The following is a 16751-nucleotide window of genomic DNA, read 5'->3' as shown; positions in this document are numbered from 1 at the left end:
TTTACATAGCTTTCCCTTTCCTTTTTTATTAAAACTTTATCACAGCTTAATTTCTTTTTCAATATAAACAAAAAAAGCCCTTTTTTCAAGGGCTTATATTTTTGAAGATGGTGAGCCATCCGCGACTCGAACGCGGGACACCCAGCTTAAAAGGCTGGTGCTCTGCCTACTGAGCTAATGGCCCATATATAAGGTGCATTGTTATTATAGCTGATGTCTGCTGACTCTACAATACCAAACTTTTGTTCGTAATCTTAGGCTAACTGCTATAATCTCTTAAGACGAAAGATTATTAACAAAGTAGTACTTCCAAAATAGCACATTTCTCTTTCAATAATACCAATTTTATAGAAAATATCAACCATTTTGGATGTACTTTTTTATACAACAAAGAGGTTATGAATAGTGTTTAAAGTACCAAAAACTATTCAAAATTTTATTAAACACTATTCTTCGTTAAGCTATATTCAGCCTAACTGGGTGTAACCCCACACCCTCTATCCCCTCCGCAAACGCTTCGGGGAATACTTTTTTTATAATGTTATATCCGCTGTTTATATCAGCATTTATCAATATCCCTCTGTTGCTTCTAAATAGCCCTCTTCTTATCCTGCGGCTTGGATCATAATTTTCTTTGCTGACTTCCTCTCCATCTAAAAAACTGCATCCACTTGTATAGCTCTCTTCGGTAATTATTAGATTAATTCCCTCTTCTTCGCATTTGTACTTGAGCATATTAATAAACTGATAAAAAGGTACTCCAACAAAATTTTGATTATTTACTTTTCCTAACTCTATTTCCTGCTTCCAGTTTGGATTATATCCTATTACAAGGGTATCTATTTCATATTGCCTACACCAGTTGACTATAAAACGGCTTGCTTTGTGCATATAATCTTTAATCTTGTTGTTTCTCTTTAAAGTTAGCTTCTCTATTCTTCTGCTAATGCCTCTGTTGCCTACATAACTCATCAATTCTGCCTTTTTTTTGTTGTAATATTGATTTATTGACTTAATAACTTTGCCATTAATAACAATAGGCTTTATGCCTATGTTATTTACCAAAGTTACAAAGTTATTGAGTCCCAAATCTATACCTGCTATTCTTCTTGAGGCTTTCTTTGTTTCAACTACTTCTTTTTCATAAACTATTTCAACAACATAAACACTTCCTTTTGGAATCACTCTCACTTCTTTTAATCTGTCTTCCACCCTTGTTTTGAGCTTTAAATCTGTTCTGGGAAAAGATAAATATCCATCTTTGATTTTGCACTGTTGATTAGTAAATACAGCTATACTCCTGCCATCTTTTTTCTTATACTTTGGCAGTTTAGGCCTACCTAAGAATTTACTTTTATCTTTATTCCATTCTTCTATAGATCTAAAAAATGCTTTCCAATTTCTATCAAGAAGTCTTAAGATTTGCTGTGATGTTTGGGCAGGCAAGTTTTTATAAACCTCATGTTCTTTTAACATTATATCAAGTTCTCTATATCTTATCCACCTGCCATTGTTTATAAATTCCTGTCTTACAATGTAGTTAGAATAATTATATAAGTTTTTTGCTGCAAAACATGTTTCATCACAATAATTCCACAATTCATGATTTCTATTTATCTGTATCTGCTGAACTCTCCTGACTATTATCTTCAAACACCTCGCTTTCTAATTTTGCTTTCATATTTATATTACCCATAAATTTTTTAGCACCATATATTTTTTCAAGAATTTTAAGTGAAATAATATTTTCTCGTCCATTTTTCGAAAAATAACTCCTTTCAGTAAATCTCTTTACAAAGATTTCACAAACTCTTTATAAAATTCTTCCCTATAAGGCTTTATATCAAGATACTTTGAAACAACCTCTGTTTGAAAGTCAACCGTTTTTTCTGTATTGCTACAGTAAATTATCTTTGCAGTTTTTAATACGCCGTATCTCACAGACAAAGGTGCGCTATTGAGAACAACAAGATCAATTTCATCAGTTTTAAATATTTTCATAAGTCCTTCAAGAATTTCATTTTCAAGTTCTTCCATTATTTCTCTTGAAAGTCCTTTGGCAAGCAAAACTGCTATGTCTATGTCAGAAAGCGGAGTATATGTGCCCATTGCCAATGAGCCAAAAAGATAAGCAACAACTACCTTGTCACCAAATCTGCTGAAAAATGCCCCCAAATCTTCAATAGCTTTTTTAGCATGCTCAATGTCAATTTTATTTCTTCTTATCACTTTCAAAGCACCTTCTATTACCAAATTTTTATTCTACTCAACTTTATTTTACCCTCGTCTTACCCTTAAGTTTAGTTTAGAAAAATTGTAACACGGCAACTTATCAACTAATCTTCGAACGAAAACATACTCTTGCAGATATAGTGTGCAACCAACAAAGACAACAAAAAATCTGTTCCAAGACTGTTAGAATGCTGAAATACAAACACAACTATAAACATAAGAAAAAATGAGATAATAAGAATACCCAGTAGATAAGAGAGAGCACCTTTTTTGAGTTTCATTTTTTATCAATTCTCTCCTATAGTCATTCAAAGTATCTTTGAACTATTTTATCAAAAATTCCTAAACTGCGCAATAAAAGAGGATGTCTTTTCACAAGAGCATCCTCTTTCTGTTATTTTCAACTTACTCTTAAAATAGATCATTAGCTCTCAAATTGCGAACATGACACTTTCGATTTAGCTTTAGATTCAAATGGTTCAAAATTTAGATACTCTTCTTTTGTATTTATGGGATAAATTCACACCCGCAATAAAAATGGCTGTTATAGTTAACAATAATATTACTGTTAAAATATTTTTTATCTTTTCTCCTTTAGCAGCAGTTTCATACAAAGGTTTAAATGGACTACCACCTAAAGGAATCTTCTCCGGTGATTCTCTCAGCATTTTATTCAACTCTTCAACATAGTTTAGGAACTCCTTTGGTCTATTATTTAGAGCATCTTTTATGTCTTTGAAATTCCAGATTTGTTTTCTATACATTTCTGGATTTGAAGAATCTGCAGCATCAGTACACCACCAGTTGCCATCTTCAGAAACAACATATAATGACCTTTCAAGAGCGTCAACAATTTTAACATTTGGGGTTTGTCCTTTGCTTTTTAAAAATTCTTTCATATATTTAATTGCTTCTCCTAACCTATTGTATCCCATTGTTGATTCTGAAATAATATAATTATTATAATTTTTATCCCAATCAATTAGCATATATCCAACAGCTTTTCCGTCGTAAAAGATTATTCTTGCCCACTTCTTTTGAACAAACTCTGTCTTTAATGCATCATCCAACGTTTCAAATTTTAAACTTTTTATCCTCTCTTTTATACTACTTTCTAACTGATAAATAGTACGGCTGTTAGAAGTCGATTCTGGTTTAAATGGAAATACAAATAATCTATAAACCACATACTCATCACTTAATTTAAACTTTTCAGGCTCATAAGGACCTTTAAAACCAGTTACAGAAGATAATTGCTCTTTAAATGCTTCCTTTTTATTTATAAGCTCTGTTAAAATTTTTAAATAATGCTCAGCAGTAAGCTGCCTTTTGAGCTTAAAAATCTCTTCCTCATGGTTTATAGTAGAATCTGTATTTGCAAATGCCAATAGTGGTAAAGCAAATAAAAAAATTACCACTAAAATTAAAAAGAAGTTGACCTTGCTCATAACTTTTACCCCTCCCCCATCATTTTAATCAAGGTCGATAAACTCTTATGGCATCTATTAAATCCCAATAATAATTCTGATCTCTCAATTCTGAATCCGGTATAGTTATGACATAACCGACCCATGGATCCATAATTAATACTTCATTTCTTAAATAACCATTTACATCAAAATATTGAAACACGCCACTCAAAACAGCAAAATGGGCTGAAGGTGTTACAACACTTATTCCTATTGGACTTCTTAAATTGATTATTTGCTGACATATCTGACTGTAGGTTATTGTATTACCGCTTACAGGATACATACGCGAAGAACCAACACCATAATAGCTGAGCGCTCTTTGTATATCAGAAAGCGTTGCGCCTTGATTTACGTAACTTCCATAGATATATTTCACTATATCCCACTGTGTTGCCTCTCTCCCAAAACCTAAATACCTTAAACAATAATACAATATTGACTCACACCCTGCTGCCCAGCACCAATTTGAATATGCTTGCTTCACTTCTTTAACGGGAAGTGCAACATATGTAACTGTATTTTCTGCAAATACATTACTGTAGTTTAGCAAGATCAATGTAAAAAAAACTATAGCACTAATCATAATCCTTTTGTACCTTTCCTTTTTTAGAAATTCTTTCACCACATCTCCTCACCCTTTCGTTTCTTAATTTTACTTTCAGTTTAGAACTTCTAGTTATAGTCTATAATTATGGTTTTTAATTTCAATTAATAATATTGTTTTTTTTTGCAATATTTTGTACTCAAATTTGGATTATTTTGTCTCTGTTAAATGGCAAAAAAATTCACTTCAAATTTAATTGCTGTTGTTTAATTTATTAAGCAAAAGCAGACTATTTTTGTATATCTCATACATTTTAACTATATGCTGCTAAAACAATTATAAATCCAAGGGAAATACCGCTTGAAATGTCTGCAATGAATTGACTCAAGAAAATTTTTGAACAACCTAAATTGTTAGATTTAAACTTCATCTAACCTCACAAATAACCTTAAATTCTCCATATGTGTTCTTTGCACTAATTCAAAGATACCTTATTGGACATAATAAAAAACCACCTCACGCAAAGTTTTTTGACTTTGCGATTGGTGGTCGTGGCTTGTTTAGGAGATTAAATCCTGCATCCCTTTTAAAATCCTGTTACCTATTTTTGGTTTAAAATTGGCTGCAGGACTTATTGCTTACTTTTGTTATTTTACATTTTTTTAACAATCCTCATACCCCTTAATAACTCTCCATAAAACAAAAATGGCTGGGGTGGGTGGATTCGAACCACCGGAATGCAGGAGTCAAAGTCCTGTGCCTTACCGCTTGGCGACACCCCAATATAATTTAAATGGGGTGGATAATGGGACTCGAACCCATGACCTCCAGGGCCACAACCTGGCGCTCTAACCAACTGAGCTATATCCACCGCCTCTTTAACAAGCAAATCATATTATAAAGGCAACAGCTCAGTTAGTCAATAGCGATTATATGTTTGTAGTTATCAAAATGTAAAACGGCTTTTCACAGCCTTCATGTATGATTTATCAAATATCCATTGAAAATACCTCTATATCATCCCTTTTCTGAAAACCTATTTTAGACCAGAAAATTTTTCCTTTTTCATTATTTTTCATTACAAAGATATGACATTTATGTATTCCTTGGTTTTTAAGCTCCTGTAAAGCTTTCTCAACCAAACGTTTTCCTATGCCTTGCAATCTAAAATTTTCAGCAACCGCCAAATGATATATAAAGCCTCGCCGGCCATCATGTCCGCACATAATGGTAGCTACTATATTGCCGTCAATTTCACACACAAAGCTCATACCTTTATTTCTATTTAGGAATCTTTCCAATCCCTCTTTTGTATCACTTCTGCCAACGCCTATTCCTTCTGTTGATTGCCACAGGTTCATCAATTGATGCCAATCTTCTGGCTTCATTTGCCGTATTATCATTTACCTTCACCCCAAAATAATTGTTCAATCCAAAACTGTTAAACTCTTTATCAGCATTGTAGCAAAGGAACCCGCAGGAAGGTAGAATTTTATCCTCAGCTTATAATACCCTTCATAAAAATCATCCTCTTCAACGCTTGAAACCTCAAGCTTTTCTGGAAAGACTATGGCAGGTCTTAAAAATGATTTAAAATACCAACTTTTAATTTTCTTTGTATCAAAATCAGAAGGCTTTACTCCTCTCTCATTCAAAATTTCTAAAATAGCACTATTGACAATATCACTTACATATGGTATTTTTGGTGAAACAGTTGGGATCTGAAGGTTTTTTAAGCTATTTAAAGACTTTGTTGAAAGTGTAGTGTAAATCAAGTAGTCCATAATTTTTCCTTTTACAGGTTTTAATAAATCAGCATAATAAGGCAAAATGGAACTCAAAGTCCTGTTCCAAATATAGCTCTGGTAAGCAGAAAGAAAAATGGACATCTCTTCTTTGGGAATAAGATTGAGTGCTTCGATTAAATAGTGCCTGCTCTTGCCTTTTAAGAGAGTTTTTATAATATCCCTTTCTACCTTCGTTTTACAAAGAGGCAGTATCTTTTCAAAGTCTCCCCAAAGCTCAGATATTTTTTTCTTCCTTTGCTTTTCTTCCTTTTTATCTTCAGGATGAATGGTTGTAAAGTAAAGTTTGAGGGCACCGTTGTAATGTTTTTTAACTATCTTTTCGCCTATGAACTCATCTTCACTTTGGGTGCTTCCAAACCGCTGGTCGTCAAAGTAGTTGGGAAAACCAAACTGCTGTACTTCATTCAGTCTTCGTAAAACTTTTTCATCCTTATTTTTTAATTTTCTTATTGTTATTTCAAAAAAATTCCCTTCGAGAATCAAAGGGGATACAAAATCATCTGAATACCCTATAAACTCTACCTTTACATTTTCTTTATTAAAGTTTATGGTATATTCTCTTGGCACAGAAATATACTGAAAAGTGAGTGCGTGTCTGTCTTTTCTGCCTGCACAGCCAATCTTCTCAAGTGGAATCTTGTTTTCCTTTGAGATGAATCTGAGAGCATCAACCGTGTTCCAGTGCCTTTTTGTTAAAAGATAAATCTTGTATCTGCCCGACGATTTTATCTCAAGCTTAAGTTTTTCCCTCACAACAAAATCCTCTGGCAAAACCTTAATCTTCAAACTATTATCACCCTTTTAAATCCACAATTTTTCAAAACTCTTATTGACACCTTATTTTATTATGATATCATTATATATTGTTGTCAACAAACTATTTTGCTGATAAAATCGGGTAACAATAAATATTATGAGGAGGTGGCAGAAGTGGATGTATTAAAGGGTGCTGTGGATTTTGTACAGAACAAGACAAAGGTTGAGGTAAACCAAAGAGATATAGAAAAAATACTGTCAGCGCTGAACTCTACAAACCATTTTTGGGAAGTCATTTTCCTGTCACAAAAACCATTTGCTGTGGTAAGAGAAACAATCAACTATCTTATTTCAATAGATTTTGTCAAGACGGACGAATCTGGTAATTTGATATTAACAGAAAAAGGAAAAGAATTCATAAGCGCTAACAATATTCCTGTTGTAAAAAATTACACTTGTTCCCACTGTGAAGGAAGAGGAATAGTCTTTTCTGAAATCAAGGATGCTTATGAGAAGTTTAAAGAGATTGTCAAGACAAGACCTGATGCAATAGTTGAGTACGACCAGGGATTTGTCACAGAAGAAACAGCATATTCACGAATTGCGCTTATGATTAAAAAAGGAGACTTGGTTGGAAAAAGGCTAATAGTTTTTGGTGACGATGACCTTGTGTCAATCGCAGCAGCACTAACAAAACTTCCAAAAGAGGTCATAGTTTTAGAAATTGACAAACGCCTTGTTGACTTTATAAATCAAGCTGCAAAAGAACACAATTTAAACCTCAAAGCTATTGAATATGACTTTAGAAACAAACTTCCTGATGATTTTGTAAAAAGCTTTGACACATTTACAATAGACCCACCAGAGACAATTGAGGCTTTAGACCTTTGCTTTACAAGGACAATCTCCAGCTTAAAAGGTGCAGGCTGTGCAGGCTACTTTGGTCTTACAAACATCGAAGCTTCACTTTCAAAATGGCATGAATTTCAAAAACTTCTTTTGAACAAGTTCAATGCGGTTATTACAGATATCATTGAGAATTTCAATCATTATGTGAACTGGAACTATCTCTTGCCTTCGCTCGAAAGTAACCTTGCTTTTGTAAATGTTCAGCCAAAGCTCAACTGGTACACATCGAGCATGTACAGGATTGAGCTTGTAAAAGATGTAGATATTAAAAATGAGTATATCAACTGTGAGCTTTATATAGACAAAGAGGCAATCCTTTATAAAGAAAATTAATCCTTGCTCTTTTTCTCTTTTTTATGTTAAAATATTGTGTGGCTTTTTTAAGCTTCTGTTGAGAAAAGGGAGGGAAATCAGAGATGGCAATGTGCGAAGTTTGTGGTAAAAAAGTTGCTTTTGGAAACAAAGTCAGCCACTCAAACAAGAAATCAAGAAGAACATGGAAGCCAAATGTAAAGAAAATAAAAGTTCTTCTGCAGAATGGTCAGAGAAAGAGAATATATGTGTGCACAAGCTGTATAAAGGCGGGCAAGGTTGTCCGTGCTTAAAAATAGAAAAGTTCAAGATAAGCAATCAAAGTTTATCTTGAACTTTTTTCTTTATTTATCATCACTTATTTTAAACAACTTTTTTATTAACTTGCTCAAAAACCTTGGCATTTTAAACACCATGATTCTCATTTTACTTCCATCTCCCATCTTTAAAAAATAGATATATTCCTGCACCTATTAACAAGACTGCGATTATAAACGCCAAAAGCCATGGAGGCATCAGTAGCGATATTAAAATCCCTATACCAATTAGGAGTAGTGTAAGACCCAACCATTTTTTGTTTTTGTGCAAAAAATGCTTGCTCATACCATAAATATATTCTTTCAACATCTGGTTTTATTCTATTATATTCATTTAAAACAAGATGAGTGACAAAAAAGGGTGGAAACTTTTTTTGTGTCCACCCTTTTGTATTTTTTATCAATCCTTTAAAAACTCAACTGTTTTATCAAGGACCAATCTTTCCCATTCATACTTGTTAAATGTATGGTCAGCACCTTCAATCTCAACAAGATCAGCCCTGTCTCCTAAAATCTGTTTATACTTTCTGCCAACCTCGATGGGCACAGCTTGGTCATTTGTGCCATGCAAAATCAAAACCTTGCCAGGATATCTTTTTATTTCTTCAAAGAAATCATACTTTTGCAAATCGTAATAAAAATCCTGAGAAAGTAAAAGTCCTCCCAAGTCTATGTATCCCTTCTCTTTGATGGTTGGATTTGTCTCAACCACATTTTTTGCAATCTCTTTCATGTTACCTGCAGGTGCCCACAGAACAACCTTGTAAAGTTTTTCTTTATACTCACCAGCAAGATATGAGGATATTGCACCGCCAAGTGAAAGCCCTACTATCGAAACCTTCTGCTTGTCAACAAAATCAAGAGAAAATAGATACTCTAAAATACAGCGTGCATCGTCAATCTCACGCGTAACTGTCATGTCGTAAAACTCTCCGTCTGACTCGCCAGAGCCCGCAAAGTCAAACCTCACACTTGCAATCCCATGTTGCTCTAAAAGGCGCGAGAGCTTTACAAAGATAAAATGCGGTTCCATTTTGTTCCCTGTAAACCCGTGAAATATAGCAACAGCAGGGATTTTCCCCTCGTATTCATTAGGGATATGCAAGTATCCTCTTAGCACCTGACCTATTTTGTTTTTAATCTCTACATGCTTTTGCATTCAAAATCCCCCCTGTTTTTATATAGCTCTGCAGGTCTCCCCCTCAACAATTGAGTGTTCAACAATCAGTCTTTTGTATGTCTTATAAGGCTCTTCAAGTTCTTTTATGAGCATCTCAGCTGCATAGTATCCTAAATAAAATACGTTGGTGTTGATGGTTGTCAGCCTTGGCGAGGATAGCTTCGAAAAAATTGACTCATTAAACCCTATCACAGACACGTCATACCCAACTTTCAAGTCAAGCTCCCTGCACGCTCTTATTGCCGCATATGCAACAACCTCGTCAATACAAACAATAGCCGTCGGCCTATTGGGAAGCTTTAACATCTGCTTTGCCTTTTCATACGAGCTTTGCTCATCAAACTCAGTAAACATGATATACTGGTTCTCAACTGGAATTTTGTATTTACTAAGTGCACTTTTGTAACCCGAAAGCCTATCTTGAGTCAGAACAAGATTTTCCATTCCGCCCAGAAAACCTATTTGAGTATGTCCGAGTCGAATTAGATACTCTGTTGCGTCAAATGCAGCTTTTTTGTTGTCGTTGTCAACCCAGTTTACATAGTCTTTGTCCTTGTCAGGCGACCCTATCAGCACAAAAGGAAATTTTAGATTTCGCAAGTATTTTATTGCATAGTCGTTTATACGCGATGTCAGAAGTATAAATCCATCAACCTTTCTACTTTTAATTAGCCTCTCCAAACTCTCTTTTTCCTTTTCTGGAGGAACAATCGAAAGTACTATTTCATATTCAGTGTTGTTTATATAGCTGCAGATACCAGACACAACCTGGTCAAAAAATGTGCTGGTCAGCGTCTGCTCAAGCCTTCTTGGCATGAAAATGCCCACCGAATAAGCCTTTTTCATAACAAGACTTTTCGCACTTGCATTCGGAATATATCCAAGTTTTTCTATGGCTTCCATCACTCTTTTGGTTGTCTCGGGAGAAATCTTTGCTTTACCAGACAACACTCTTGACACTGTGGAAGGTGAAACACCTGCTTCCCTTGCTATGTCTTTAATTGTTACCATCTTACTCTCATCCCAACTCTTTTTTTGCATTTCTCTTCTTAAAGCTTAATTTCAATAGTACCAAATATTCAGAAAAATTGCAAATTATACTGAAAAGCTTGATTAATTTTAACTCTCACTTTATTTTATCTGTGGCAAAGTCATCTCAATAACAAAATGATTGTCACCAGTTGAATATGTTAAAAGATATGTACCTTCTGGATAATACAGCGCAAACTTGTTTTTGAGAATATTCATCACTTCTTCAATCTTCTCATAGTTTTTTATAACGTCATTGTAATATATTCTTATATTCAGCATCCCTGATAGTTCAAATATCGAAAGCTGTATTACACTTTTAATTGGAAGCTGCCTTTCTGAACAACTGGTAAAAAGCTTTGCTATAAAACTCAGCGTCCCATGAAGTATAAATCTTTCTTTCAAACTATCGTCGTGGAAATTTACAACTATTTCAAAATTGTTCTTAAGTGAATAAACACAACCAGAAAGAATTGTTTGAAATAATGTCACCTCATACCATAGCGGAACAAATATGCGGTTTGAATACACGCTTGCTTCTAAGGTGTCTAAAAGTGATCTTGCAAGCCCTTCAATTTCCTTTTGCCCTTTTTCAGCTGCTATCCCATATATAAGCTGGATATTTCTAATTATCAGCTCCTTGTAATCAGAAATAAATTGGTTCTCAGACCTGCTTTCTTCTTTTAGCAAATGAAGTTTGTTCTGTATTGTCTGCACAGCACTTTCAAATTTCATATTATCTTCAGTAGAAAACTCAAAGTCACTGTTCAATGCCTTCAAAACATCTTCTATTTTCTTAACTCGTGCACCAAATTCATTTATAATAGGCAAAATCCCAAAAACATATCCTGCAGCCACAATCAAGCTCAAACTTGTACAAATCAAAATCCATGATATTATGCTGTATGTATGAGTTTGAAACTGAATATACAAAACAAGTCCAAAAAATAGTAAAAGCTCAGTAAATGTAACTATTCCATATACCTTGCCAAACTTTTCTCTCATAAATTTCTCACCAACTGCCAATCCCTTTCTTGTATTCTTTTAAATATATACCCATATTTTTGAGGTATATGCACAAAAAGTTTAGCTTTTGTTTGCAAAATGTTCTGCAGGTTAATTCAATTTTAATATTATTTAGACGGTATTATCAACTCCTTTTTGATTGTAAAATTTCACAAAAATTTAAACACAACCTTTATACTCTTTTCACTACCCTTAGATGACGCAACCTCAATGGCTTTCTGATAATCCTCAAGTCTAAAATAATGGGTAATAAGCTTCTCATAAGGAATTCCGTGCTGCTGAATAAGGCTTAGGGCAAGCTGATACGTGGACATTCTATATTCATTTATGTTTTCTGTGCTATAACAGTAAGCACCTTTGACATTCAGTTCTTTAAACCAAATTGGAGTCAAATCTAAATCCTTCACAGTTGATGCAAGCCCAACAAGAATATAGCTTCCTCGCTGTTTTGTAAGCCACATGCCATCCCTAATGGTCTTTTTCGACCCTACACAGTCAAATACCTTGTCAAACCCGCCAAGCAAGACCTTATCACCAATCATTGGCTGAAATACTTTGGCGCAAGCTACTTTCGCAAGCTCATCTAAATACCCTTCCTTTGGCTTTACCACTCTGTTTGCACCAAACTCTATTGCCAAATCTGCCTGAAAGTCATATTTTGCAATGGCTGTGATATCTGCTGAGCTTCCAAGCTTTCTCAAGCTCCAAATAACCAAAAGACCAATTATCCCAGCTCCATAAACCAAAACTTTTTCGCTATCTTTTGGAAAATTTCTCATAACAGGATGCAAAGCCGAGGCTAATGGGTCAACCAAAATTGCCTCCTCATCTTTTACAGTAGCAGGTACCTTTATAACCTGCGATTTGTGCGCAACAAAATATTCACCCCACGACCCGCCTGTTGAGCTGCACGCTCCCATAATTGTGCCAGGTGAAAGTTTTCCTTCTGTTATATTAAGACAGGTTGAAAACTCCTCTTCCTGGCAAGAGCTGCATCTTGGAAGTTCTCGTGCATCACAGTCAAGCACCGGGTCAACAATGACTCTGTCACCTATTTCAAACTCGGAAACAGCTTTGCCTTTTTCAACTATCACTCCAAGATTCTCGTGCCCTATGACGAAAGGAAATGAAGCAAAAGGTGAGGTTGAGGGTGAGTCGTGCAAAAATATGAGATTTAAGTCAGAGCCGCAAATTCCTGCATAAGTGGTTTTTATTTTTACATAGTTTTCTGAAGGAAGCTGTGGTTCAGGAATGTCTTTCAGTAGAATACACGAAAATCTATTGTAAAAAAACTTCTTGGAAATTTTACCAAGCAAAAGAGTTCTTATGTACTTTGCAACATTTGCATCAAACACAACTGCTTTCATTTCACACAACATCTCCTTTCTTCTCTCAAAAATTTGTTTCTTTTAAAAACTTTAAGAGGCTGCACCCTTCTACGGCAGCCTCTTTATTGGATGAATAGCCTATATATTTAAATTATACCGTATTTCTTGCCCAAGTGTTCAAGAACATCTAATGTTCTGTCAAGATGCTCTTTTGTATGCCCAGCTGTGACAGACATTCTAATTCTCGAAAGTCTTCTTGGCACAGCAGGATAAAACACAGGATTTACATATATCCCTGCTTCATGAAGCTCTCTGCACATCTCTTTTACCTTATAATCATCCCCTATAATTATTGGGAAAATAGCAGTTTGCTGGTTACCAAGGTTAAATCCAAGCTTTAAAAGGTTTTCCCTAAAATACCTGATGTTGTCCCAAAGTCTTTGGCGAAGCTCTGGTTCCTCTTCAATTACATTTAATGCTTCAATCAAAGAAGCTGTTGCCTGCGGCGTTGGAGCTGTTGAAAACATGTATGCTCTTGAGTAAAAGTGCAAGTAGTTTACAAGCTCTTTGTTTGTTGCAATAAATCCACCGACAGCACCAAGCGCTTTAGATAAAGTCCCTGCAACTATATCAACCTTGCCTTCCACGTTGCAATGTTCAGGTGTTCCTCTTCCATTTTTGCCAATCACACCTGTTGCATGAGCCTCATCAACCATGACAAACGCACCATAGGCGTGTGCTATCTCAACAATCTGGTCAAGCGGCGCAATGTCACCGTCCATGGAATATACACCATCAACAATGACAAGTTTTGTGTTGTACTTGTCCTTAACCTTCTTCAAAACCTTTTCCAAAGAATCCATATTGTTGTGTCTGAAAAACTCCACATTTGTGTTTCTACACCCATCAATTATGCTTGCGTGCACATACATGTCAAGTATAGCAACGTCCTTTTCGTGCAGAATTGCTGAAATTGTCCCCAAATTTGAGCCATAACCGCTTGTGTAAATTAGAGCATCTTCACAGCCTTTGAACTTTGCAAGCTTCTTTTCAAGCTCCACATGAATGTCAAGTGTTCCACCAAGAAGCGGCACAGACCCTGCACCTGTACCATACTTTTTGACAGCTTCAATTCCTGCTTTAATTGTCCTTGGATGTTTTGTAAGGTTGAGATAATCGTTTGATGCAAGGTTTATCATCTCTTTAACCTGTCCTGTGTAGTGGTCGATAATCTTCATGGTTGGACCTGACCCTGTGATTGAAACTCTTCTGTATTGATAATGTCTTCTTCTGACATAATCTTCCTTGTACTCCCAGAATTCCTTTGCAAGCTCCATAATGTTTTTATCTTCACTCTTCATAAAATCTGCAAGTGAAAATTTTGTGGTATCAATCATCTTTTTTCAACCTCCTTCTGAACACATTTTTGTGCACATGTATGACCTAAAAAAAGAATTACTTAAAAATTGGATTTCCGCTACTGTCGATGTCAAGATGAAGAGCTACAAAGTCTTTTCCAAGCCCCGGCATTGCTATTATATCACCGCACATGACAACCACAAATCCAGCTCCATTTTTTATTTCTATATCTGTGACATTTAGAACAAAATCCTTTGGTCTTCCAAGCGCTTTCGGGTCATCAGAAAGCGAATACTGAGTTTTTGACATACAAACTGGAAAATGTTCAATATTGAGATTTTTTATAAGCTCAAGTTTTGACACAGCCGCTTTAGAAAACTGTACATCTTTTGCACCATAGATGATGGTTGCAACTTTTTTAATTTTCTCTTCAATAGAATCGCTATCTTGGTAAACAAAGTTTATTTTTTTTCTTTTATTGCTCAGCTCTATAACCTTTTCAGCAAGCTCAAGCACACCTTCTGACCCGTGAGTATATGCAGTTGATACTGAAAATTCCACACCTTTTTGTTCACAAAAAGACCTGATAAGCACAATCTCTTCATCTGTATCATCCGGAAACCTATTTAAAGCCACCACTGTCTCAAGTCCCATGACTTTGAGATTTTCAATGTGCTTTTCTAAATTCTCAAGCCCTCGTTGAATAGAATTTACATCACTCTGCAGACCACCATTTTCTTCAATTCTCGCATGATGTTTTAAAGCTTTTGCTGTCACAACCAGAACAGCAGCGTGCGGGTATATTCCAGATTTTCTTGCAACAATATTAACAAATTTTTCTGCTCCCAAATCAGAACCAAAACCTGCTTCAACAACAACATAATCAGAAAGTTTTTGAGCAATTCTTGTTGCAACAATGCTGTTTGTACCGTGCGCAATGTTTGCAAACGGTCCACCATGGACAATTGCCGTGGTATTTTCAGAGGTCTGCACAAGGTTTGGTTTTAGCGCATCTTTTAACAAAAGAGCCATGCTCCCATGGACGTTCAAATCCTTAGCATACACCGGTTTTTTGTCATAGGTAAAGCCTATCAAGATATTTCCAAGTTTCTCTCTAAGCTCATCATAACTCATCGAAAGGCACAAAACTGCCATAACTTCAGAAGCAACAGAGATAACAAAACCATCTTCTCTTATAGCACCTTTTTGGTCATTTGAAAGTCCAACTATGATGTGCCGAAGACTTCTATCATTCATATCCATTGCTCTTTTTATGGTTATAGACTTTGGATTTATTCCAAGGCTATTTCCATGATAAATATGATTGTCAATGGCAGCACAAAGAAGATTGTTGGCAGTTGTCACAGCATGAATATCTCCTGTAAAGTGAAGGTTTATATCAATTGAGGGCAAAATCTGACACGCACCGCCCCCTGTTGCCCCACCTTTCAAACCCAAAAACGGGCCTAAGGAAGGTTCTCTCAAAGTAACAATAGATTTAAATCCCAGCCTGTTTATTGCCATCGAAAGGCCAATTGCAGTTGTTGTTTTCCCCTCTCCAAAAGGTGTTGGATTGATAGATGTCACTAAAATAACCTTGCCGTCTTCTACTTCTGCTTTTTTCTTGAGGACATCCAAACTGATTTTTGCCTTGTACTTTCCATAAAGCTCAATGTCATCCTCATCAAGGCCTATTTTTTCTGCAATCTTAGATATAGGCTCAAGGGTGGTCTCCTGCACTTTTGATATGCTTTTCATAGGTAGATTTCACCTAACCTTTTGATATGCTTTGTTTAAAAATCTTTCGCGATTTACAATAAACCTTTCGTGAACTCCTTCCCCAATCTTTTCAAAGCTGTCATACGCCTCTACTTTAAATGTGAGTTTTCTGTCTTCAATGGCAATCAGCTGAGCAACTGCTTTCACTTTCATTCCCTTTGGAGTAGGCGCTAAATGCAAAATATCCACTTTGCTTCCAACCGTGGTATAACCTTCTTCTAAATAGTTTTCAACACAAAGAAGTGCTGCCTTTTCCATCAGCGCTATCATTGAAGGAGTTGCAAAGACATCCAAAAGTCCGCTTTGAAAATGAGAAGCAAGCATGTTATCACTTACTACTTCCTCAATCTCAAATTTAAGTCCAACTTGAAGTTCTGGCTTTTTCAATTTATGCGCCTCCTTTGAATGCTCCTGTACTTTCGGGACACCATTTAAAAAATGCTATCGTGGTGCACAATTTTGTTCACAATATATGCTTTAATAAATATATTACTTCTATTTTGTGGAATTGTCAATTATAATATGAAAAAGTTTGACTTGAAAATGCTGATAAGATGAATTATAATTGATTTTGCAAAATGAAAAAAGGCGGAGAGATGGCCGAGTGGTCGAAGGCACACGACTCGAAATCGTGCGCACCCCCAAAAAGGGTGCCGTGGGTTCGAATCCCACTCTCTCCGCCATTTTTTATTTAATTTTT

General features: G+C 35.5%; 15 protein-coding genes and 4 tRNA genes. 3 read left to right on the top strand and 16 right to left on the bottom strand.

Annotated features, from left to right (window positions below; genetic code table 11):
- Window positions 1-108: 108 nt before the first annotated feature.
- The 9 genes from OTK01_RS02705 to truD form a co-directional block, all read right to left on the bottom strand.
- A tRNA-Lys gene (locus OTK01_RS02705) sits at window positions 109-184 on the bottom strand.
- Between the two features lie 272 nt (window positions 185-456).
- Window positions 457-1653 carry an RNA-guided endonuclease InsQ/TnpB family protein gene (locus OTK01_RS02700; RefSeq protein WP_269011770.1) on the bottom strand — a complete coding sequence of 399 codons (1197 nt, stop codon included), beginning with the start codon at window positions 1651-1653 and terminating at the stop codon, window positions 457-459.
- A 138-nt stretch (window positions 1654-1791) separates the two neighbouring features.
- A complete protein-coding gene (mntA, locus tag OTK01_RS02695; RefSeq protein ID WP_029228373.1) occupies window positions 1792-2229 on the bottom strand; it encodes a type VII toxin-antitoxin system MntA family adenylyltransferase antitoxin in 438 nt (145 codons plus the stop codon).
- A 482-nt stretch (window positions 2230-2711) separates the two neighbouring features.
- Window positions 2712-3680: a hypothetical protein gene (locus tag OTK01_RS02690; protein ID WP_013431782.1), complete on the bottom strand. Its 969-nt coding sequence runs from the start codon at window positions 3678-3680 to the stop codon at window positions 2712-2714.
- 28 nt (window positions 3681-3708) lie between these two features.
- Window positions 3709-4326, bottom strand: a complete 618-nt coding sequence (locus OTK01_RS02685) for a papain-like cysteine protease family protein (protein ID WP_035168307.1) — start codon at window positions 4324-4326, stop codon at window positions 3709-3711.
- A gap of 628 nt (window positions 4327-4954) precedes the next feature.
- Window positions 4955-5030, bottom strand: a tRNA-Gln gene (locus OTK01_RS02680).
- 12 nt (window positions 5031-5042) lie between these two features.
- A tRNA-His gene (locus OTK01_RS02675) sits at window positions 5043-5119 on the bottom strand.
- 118 nt (window positions 5120-5237) lie between these two features.
- Window positions 5238-5651, bottom strand: coding sequence for a GNAT family N-acetyltransferase (locus tag OTK01_RS02670; RefSeq protein ID WP_029228371.1), 414 nt, complete (start codon window positions 5649-5651; stop codon window positions 5238-5240).
- Window positions 5652-5675: 24 nt separating this feature from the next.
- Entirely contained in the window at window positions 5676-6842 is a 1167-nt protein-coding gene (gene truD, locus OTK01_RS02665; protein WP_029228370.1) for a tRNA pseudouridine(13) synthase TruD, read from the bottom strand.
- A 144-nt stretch (window positions 6843-6986) separates the two neighbouring features.
- Here truD and OTK01_RS02660 point away from each other — a divergent pair, with 144 nt between their 5' ends.
- Window positions 6987-8054 (top strand): bis-aminopropyl spermidine synthase family protein, encoded by a 1068-nt coding sequence (locus OTK01_RS02660; protein WP_029228369.1) that lies wholly within the window; start codon window positions 6987-6989, stop codon window positions 8052-8054.
- Between the two features lie 83 nt (window positions 8055-8137).
- Window positions 8138-8326 carry a 50S ribosomal protein L28 gene (gene rpmB, locus OTK01_RS02655; RefSeq protein ID WP_013291240.1) on the top strand — a complete coding sequence of 63 codons (189 nt, stop codon included), beginning with the start codon at window positions 8138-8140 and terminating at the stop codon, window positions 8324-8326.
- A 424-nt stretch (window positions 8327-8750) separates the two neighbouring features.
- Here the strand turns inward: rpmB and OTK01_RS02650 are convergent, their stop codons facing one another.
- From OTK01_RS02650 to OTK01_RS02620, 7 genes are all read right to left on the bottom strand, one after another.
- On the bottom strand, window positions 8751-9509 hold the full coding sequence (locus tag OTK01_RS02650) for an alpha/beta hydrolase (protein WP_013431775.1): 759 nt from the start codon (window positions 9507-9509) through the stop codon (window positions 8751-8753).
- A gap of 18 nt (window positions 9510-9527) precedes the next feature.
- Complete coding sequence (locus OTK01_RS02645; RefSeq protein WP_029228367.1) at window positions 9528-10541, bottom strand: LacI family DNA-binding transcriptional regulator; 1014 nt, start codon at window positions 10539-10541, stop codon at window positions 9528-9530.
- A gap of 120 nt (window positions 10542-10661) precedes the next feature.
- Complete coding sequence (locus tag OTK01_RS02640) at window positions 10662-11564, bottom strand: hypothetical protein (protein ID WP_029672042.1); 903 nt, start codon at window positions 11562-11564, stop codon at window positions 10662-10664.
- Between the two features lie 170 nt (window positions 11565-11734).
- Window positions 11735-12952, bottom strand: coding sequence for a zinc-dependent alcohol dehydrogenase (locus OTK01_RS02635; RefSeq protein WP_029228366.1), 1218 nt, complete (start codon window positions 12950-12952; stop codon window positions 11735-11737).
- Between the two features lie 107 nt (window positions 12953-13059).
- Entirely contained in the window at window positions 13060-14310 is a 1251-nt protein-coding gene (locus OTK01_RS02630) for an aminotransferase class I/II-fold pyridoxal phosphate-dependent enzyme (protein WP_013431771.1), read from the bottom strand.
- Window positions 14311-14368: 58 nt separating this feature from the next.
- Window positions 14369-16030, bottom strand: coding sequence for a formate--tetrahydrofolate ligase (locus tag OTK01_RS02625; RefSeq protein WP_029228365.1), 1662 nt, complete (start codon window positions 16028-16030; stop codon window positions 14369-14371).
- A 9-nt stretch (window positions 16031-16039) separates the two neighbouring features.
- A complete protein-coding gene (locus tag OTK01_RS02620; RefSeq protein WP_013431769.1) occupies window positions 16040-16438 on the bottom strand; it encodes a thioesterase family protein in 399 nt (132 codons plus the stop codon).
- 203 nt (window positions 16439-16641) lie between these two features.
- Here OTK01_RS02620 and OTK01_RS02615 point away from each other — a divergent pair.
- Window positions 16642-16734: transfer RNA gene (locus OTK01_RS02615), tRNA-Ser, on the top strand.
- The last annotated feature ends 17 nt before the right edge of the window (window positions 16735-16751 follow it).

Source organism: Caldicellulosiruptor acetigenus, from assembly GCF_026914305.1.
GTDB lineage: Bacteria > Bacillota > Thermoanaerobacteria > Caldicellulosiruptorales > Caldicellulosiruptoraceae > Caldicellulosiruptor > Caldicellulosiruptor acetigenus.
This window is presented reverse-complemented; position numbering and strand designations above follow the sequence as displayed.